Origin of the sequence: Polymorphospora rubra (assembly GCF_018324255.1) — a bacterium.
GTDB lineage: Bacteria > Actinomycetota > Actinomycetes > Mycobacteriales > Micromonosporaceae > Polymorphospora > Polymorphospora rubra.
The window spans coordinates 2,931,792-2,937,905 of sequence record NZ_AP023359.1 but is presented as its reverse complement, the minus strand read 5'-3'; the positions used below and the strand labels follow the sequence as shown (position 1 = coordinate 2,937,905).

Here is a 6,114-nt window from a genome sequence, read left to right as displayed (position 1 = left end):
ACAACCGATCCACGAGGGGAACGAGATGGAGAACCACGTACTGGCCGCTGTCGAGCGGCTGACGACCCGGCCGCAGGAGCACTACGACACGTTCACCGCCCACCCGCTGTCCCCGGTCATCGGCGCGGAGATCTCCGGCCTCGACCTGTCCGCCGAGTTGTCCGACAAGCAGCTCGCCGAGATCAGGCAGGCGTTCCTCACCCACCACGTGCTGGTCTTCCGTGACCAGGTGCTGTCGGCCGAGGATCACAAGCGGTTCGCCGGCTACTTCGGCGAGCTGCGCCTCCAGCCGCTCGCCGACGTCGACGGCGGCGACCCGGCGATCCTCGAGATCAGCGCCGACCAGAACTCGCAGTTCGTGGCGGGCGAGGACTGGCACACCGACGGCACCGCCGACGCCGAGCCCTCGCTGGGCTCGATGCTCTACATCACCAGGACGCCGGAGATCGGCAGCGGTGGCGACACCCTGTGGGCCAACATGCACCTGGCGTACGAGATGTTGTCGCCGTCGATGCAAGCGTTCCTCGACGGGCTGACCGCGATCCACGACGGCCTGATCCCGTGGCAGGGCTACACCCCGCCGCCGGAGTACGTCGTGCCCAAGAGCGAGCACCCGGTCGTCGTACGGCACCCGGAAACCGGCCGCAAGCTGCTCTTCGTCAACGCCGGGTTCACCTCGCACATCGTGCAGTTGTCGCGGCACGAGAGCCGGGCACTGCTCGACATGCTCTTCAACCACGTCGCCGGGCAGCCGGTCCTGAGCTGCCGGGTCCGCTGGACGCCGAACACGCTCGTGTTCTGGGACAACCGCTGTACGCAGCACCACGCGGTGTGGGACTACTACCCGCACTCGCGCTACGGCCAGCGGGTCACCGTCAACGGCACCCGTCCCACGGCGTAGCCGGCGGAAGGTCGGGTGGCCTGCCCTGACCGTGTCAACCGGGGCCGGGGGCGACGATCTGCTCGGTGTAGGCCCAGTCCTCTTCGAGGGCGGCGTCCCGCTCGCCGGTGAGGCCGCTCAGGTCGGCGTCACCGACGCTGCCGGCGGCGGCAATCCGGTCGCGCAGGATCCGGGCGGTGACCAGGGCGGCCCGGGTGCCCTGCGCGGTCACCGGATCCAGGTGGTAGCCGGAGTCACCGACCAGGCACCAACCCGGCCCGCTCATCGGCCGGCGCAGCATCCGCATCCGGCCGGCACCGCCGACCGAGGTCGTCCGCCGGCCGGCCGCGACGGCCGGGCCGACGTGCGGGTCGTCGCCCACCATCCGGTCGAACAACCGCGCCGGGTGCTCACCGGCCTCGTCGATCAGGCTCTGGTGCAGGTCCAGGGCGACGCACCACTGCTTGTCGCCGCAGGGTGTGCAGATGAGGACGCTGCGGTCCTGCAACGAGAAGTACGAGCGGTCGGTCGCCAGCGGCAGGTTCTCGTAGTAGGCGAGCAGGGCGAACCACGGCGACTCGACGACCCGGTACGCCGGCGCGCCGACCCGCACCGCGTTACGCGACAGCCGGCCGTCGGCGAGCACCAGCAGGTCACAGCTGACCGTACGGTCGACCCGCTCGTGCCGGAGGCGGACCCCGCGCACGCCGTCGGCGTCGACCACGATGTCGCGTACCTGGGCCGGGCGCAGCACGGTGACGTTTCCCCGGCCCCGCGCCGCGGCGAGCAGCGCCGGATCCAGCACCTCGCGGGACACGCTCATCCGGTACGAGTACTCGTCCTCCAGCGGATACACCCGCTCGACGACCTCGTCGCCGACCCGGTAGGTGTCGCCGTACGTACGCGGGGCGCCGCAGGCCAGGACGGTGTCGAGGAGTCCGAGTTCGGCCCAGGCGAGGTTGCCGGTCCGGTCCCACGTGGACTGTTGCGGCCAGAACGTGGTGGGGCGGGAGGCGTCCACGACGAGGATCTTCCCGGCGTACGGCGCGAGGGCCCAGGCGGTCGACGCGCCCGCTATCCGGCCGCCCACCACGACGACGTCCCAGTGCTCGGCGATCACGGTAGGGCCGGCCCGGCGGTGTGCTGTTCCGGGGATCGCTGGCGGTCATCGCTCGACACGGCTCAGTGTCCCACCCCGAACTGGCCTGGGGAAAGAGTGCCCAGTCCCTGCCCTGCGGCCGGCCACGGGCACGGGCACGGGCGGTCAGATGATCGGGCGACGCCTCCGCTCACAGCCGGGATCCCATTCACTTCCAGTGGATCTTCAATGTTCCGCCAGGCGGCGCGGCGATGCTCTGCACAGCTCGTTCGACATACCGATCAATGCGTCGGTCGGTCCGTGGCGGGTCCGGCGACGCACGACAAAGAGGCGAGGTTTGATGCGAGTAAGAAGAGGCGTGGCTGCCTTGGGGGCTCTGCTGACCGGGTCCAGCCTGGCGCTGGCGGTGGCGCAGCCCGCGACCGCCGGCCCCAACTGCAACGTGCCGGTTCCGCCGCCCCGGTGCGGTGGACCTGTGGAGCCGGAGCCGACGCCGCCGGGGCAGGTGCCGGTGCTCGCCTTCGACGGTGCGCGGCAGGTCGTGTACCCGCACAACGGCATCCACATCTGGGGCTGGACGGCGGACGACGACGCGCCGACCACGCCACTGACCGTCAGCATCAGCATCGACGGCAAGCCGGCCCACACCATGACCGCCAACCAGGTCCGGACCGATGTCGCCGCCGCCTACCCGAAGTACGGCGCGGCACACGGCTTCGAGGTGGTGCTGCCCGCGTCGGCCGCAGGGCACAACGTCTGTGTGACGGCGGTCAGCGTCGGCGGCGGCGCGAACAAGGGCGTCTGCCGCCAGATGGACCAGATCGACAGGTTCGTCGCCGAGCGGATCGACTACGACCTCTCGGCCCGCGGTTGGAACTTGGCGCTGGACAACTACGAGCACGTGCGCGAGAGCAACGCCAGTGCCGTGGATCAGTCCTTCGCTATCAGCGGTTCCACGCAGGTGAACGAGAGTGCGTCCTGGACGGACTCCCACGGCTTCGCGGTCTCGGCATCGACCACTTTCGAAACCGGGATTCCGGTCCTCCTCAATGGCCAGATAGCGGTCACTGTCTCGGCGACGAGCACCTTCACGCGGAACGGCTCGACGTCCAACACCAAGACGTTGGCCTGGTCGAAGAACATCAACATGCCCCCGTGGTCGAGGATGGAGGCGGATGTCCTGATCGCCAGCGGGTCCGTCTCGGTGCCGTACTGGATGACCGGGGAGTTCACCTACAAGAGCGGCGCGAAGGCGCCCGGAGCGGTCGGGGGATGGTTCACCGGCGTCACCAGCCGGAACATCCAGATCGAGACGCGGCAGTACTACCTGGACGGGACGCCGGTCCCGCCGCCGGCCAACCCGGCGCCGACGATCGTCAAGGTCACGCCGACCCGGTAGCACGACAACAGGACAGGACGGCGGCCCGGTCGGAGATTCTCCGGCCGGGCCGCCCGCTGCCAGCCGTCCGCGTCGGTGATCCGGTCGCTATCGACATAACGCCCATATCGCTCAAAGTGCCGAACAGGCAGAGCCGAACGACGCCGCGCGGCCGCGCCGGTCGACGTCGGGTGACGGCCGTGGCCACGAAGCCGTCGCGGTCGGGACCGGCCGCCACTCAATGCCCCGTAGCAGATGCCAGACACGGTACGTAGCGGTACGGTCCGGACATGAGGTCTAGGACCGACGCCCGAGACTTGATTGATTCCAGAAAAGCGGCAGGACTTCGCCAGACACCAGAGACGTCGGAGGGCCCCCACCAGGACATCCACGGCGCGAAGTCCGGCCACGTGAGGGACGAAGCCGAGTTCACCCGCTAACGCAGACCCGACACGTACGCCAACGACAGGAACAACCAGTCACCGGACCGACACAGGAAGGGCAGACGTTGTCTGACAAGAAGGACGTGACCGAGAGCATCAGCGAGAGCGAGAACCCCGCGATCCCCGCCCCCACTGTCAAGGCGACCCGGCCCCGTACGAACCGGGACTGGTGGCCGAACCAGCTGGACCTGTCGGTTCTGCACCAGCAGTCACCCCGGAGCAACCCGATGGGCGAGGACTTCGACTACGCGGAGGAGTTCAAGTCCCTCGACGTCGAGGCGCTCAGGCGGGACCTCTTCGAGCTGATGACGACGTCGCAGGAGTGGTGGCCGGCCGACTACGGCCACTACGGGCCGCTGTTCATCCGGATGAGCTGGCACGCCGCCGGCACGTACCGGATCACCGACGGCCGGGGTGGCGGCGGCAGCGGCTCCCAGCGGTTCGCGCCGCTCAACAGCTGGCCGGACAACGCGAGCCTGGACAAGGCCCGCCGGCTGCTCTGGCCGATCAAGCAGAAGTACGGCCGGAAGATCTCGTGGGCGGACCTGCTCGTCTTCGCCGGCAACTGCGCGTACGAGTCGATGGGGTTCAAGACCTTCGGGTTCGGGTTCGGGCGCGAGGACATCTGGGAGCCAGAGGAGATCTTCTGGGGCCGGAGGACACCTGGCTCGGTGACGAGCGCTACAGCGGCGACCGGGAGCTTTCGGAGCCGCTCGGTGCCGTACAGATGGGTCTCATCTACGTGAATCCGGAGGGGCCGGCCGGGCACCCGGACGCGTTGGCGTCCGCCCGCGACATCCGCGACACCTTCGCCCGGATGGCGATGAACGACGAGGAGACGGTGGCGCTGATCGTCGGCGGCCACACGGTCGGCAAGGCGCACGGCGCGGTCGACCCGCAGTACCTCGGCCCGGAGCCGGAGGGCGCCCCCGTCGAGCAGCAGGGGCTCGGCTGGAAGAACTCGTACGGCAGTGGCAAGGGCGTCGACACGCTCACCAGCGGGCTGGAAGGCGCCTGGACCACCGAGCCGACGAAGTGGGACAACGGCTACCTGGACAACCTGTTCAGGTACGACTGGGAGCTGACGACGAGCCCCGCCGGCGCGAAGCAGTGGAAGCCGAAGGACACCGCCGCCGAAGGCACCGTGCCGGACGCCCACGACCCGTCGAAGCGGCACGCCCCGATGATGCTGACGTCGGACCTGGCGCTGAAGATCGACCCGATCTACGAGCCGATCGCGCGGCGCTTCTGGGAGAACCCGGACCAGCTCGCGGAGGCGTTCGCGAAGGCGTGGTTCAAGCTGTTGCACCGCGACATGGGACCGGTCTCGCGCTACCTCGGCCCATGGGTGCCGGAGCCGCAGCTGTGGCAGGACCCGGTTCCCACGGTCGACCACGAGCTGGTCACGGCCGAGGACGCCGCCGCCCTCAAGGTCAAGGTCCTCGAGTCGGGTCTGTCCGTCTCCCAGTTGGTCGCCACGGCCTGGGCGTCGGCGGCCAGCTTCCGCGGCACCGACAAGCGCGGCGGGGCCAACGGGGCCCGCATCCGCCTCGCGCCGCAGAAGGACTGGGAGGTCAACAACCCGGCCGAGCTGGCCACCGTCCTGCAGACCCTCGAACGGATCCAGCAGGACTTCAACGGCGAACAGACCGGCGGCAGGAAGGTCTCGCTCGCCGACCTGATCGTGCTGGCCGGGTGCGCGGCCGTCGAGCGGGCGGCCAAGGACGCCGGGCACGACATCGCGGTCCCGTTCGCGCCGGGTCGTACGGACGCGTCGCAGGAGCAGACCGACGTGGAGACGTTCGCCGTCCTCGAACCGAGGGCGGACGGGTTCCGCAACCATCTGCGCGCCGGGGAGAAGCTGTCGCCGGAGACCCTGCTGCTGGACCGGGCGTTCATGCTGAACCTGAGCGCGCCCGAGCTGACGGTGCTGATCGGCGGCCTGCGGGCACTGAACGTCAACGCCGGGCAGTCCCCGTACGGCGTCTTCACCGACCGTCCCGGGACGTTGACGAACGACTTCTTCGTCAACCTGCTCGACCCGCGTACGGAATGGAAGACGGCCCAGTCGTCGGAGAACGTGTACGAGGGGCGGGACCGCGCCACGGGTGAGGTCAGGTGGACCGCCACCGCCGTCGACCTCGTCTTCGGTTCACACTCCCAGCTCCGCGCCAACGCGGAGGTCTACGCGACCGCCGACGCCAAGGAGAAGTTCGTACGTGACTTCGTGGCCGCATGGGACAAGGTCATGAACCTCGACCGGTTCGACCTGGCCTGATTCCGATGTCCGGGTCGGCCGTCGCATCGGCCGGCC

Annotated in this window: 3 protein-coding genes and 1 pseudogene; 3 read left to right on the top strand and 1 reads right to left on the bottom strand. The window is 69.4% G+C overall.

Features of this window, described 5'->3' with window-relative positions; translation table 11 throughout:
• Nucleotides 1–25 precede the first annotated feature (25 nt).
• Nucleotides 26–901: a TauD/TfdA dioxygenase family protein gene (locus Prubr_RS13540; protein WP_212825410.1), complete on the top strand. Its 876-nt coding sequence runs from the start codon at nucleotides 26–28 to the stop codon at nucleotides 899–901.
• A 34-nt stretch (nucleotides 902–935) separates the two neighbouring features.
• Here the strand turns inward: Prubr_RS13540 and Prubr_RS13535 are convergent, their stop codons facing one another.
• The gene (locus Prubr_RS13535) at nucleotides 936–2,000 is read right to left on the bottom strand and encodes an NAD(P)/FAD-dependent oxidoreductase (RefSeq protein WP_212825408.1); all 1,065 of its coding nucleotides are present in this window, start codon (nucleotides 1,998–2,000) and stop codon (nucleotides 936–938) included.
• 337 nt (nucleotides 2,001–2,337) lie between these two features.
• Between Prubr_RS13535 and Prubr_RS13530 the strand changes: the two genes are divergently transcribed.
• Both Prubr_RS13530 and katG read left to right on the top strand, forming a co-directional pair.
• Complete coding sequence (locus Prubr_RS13530; RefSeq protein WP_212825406.1) at nucleotides 2,338–3,378, top strand: ETX/MTX2 family pore-forming toxin; 1,041 nt, start codon at nucleotides 2,338–2,340, stop codon at nucleotides 3,376–3,378.
• A 487-nt stretch (nucleotides 3,379–3,865) separates the two neighbouring features.
• Nucleotides 3,866–6,078 (top strand): annotated as a pseudogene (katG, locus tag Prubr_RS13525) (catalase/peroxidase HPI).
• Nucleotides 6,079–6,114: the final 36 nt, after the last annotated feature.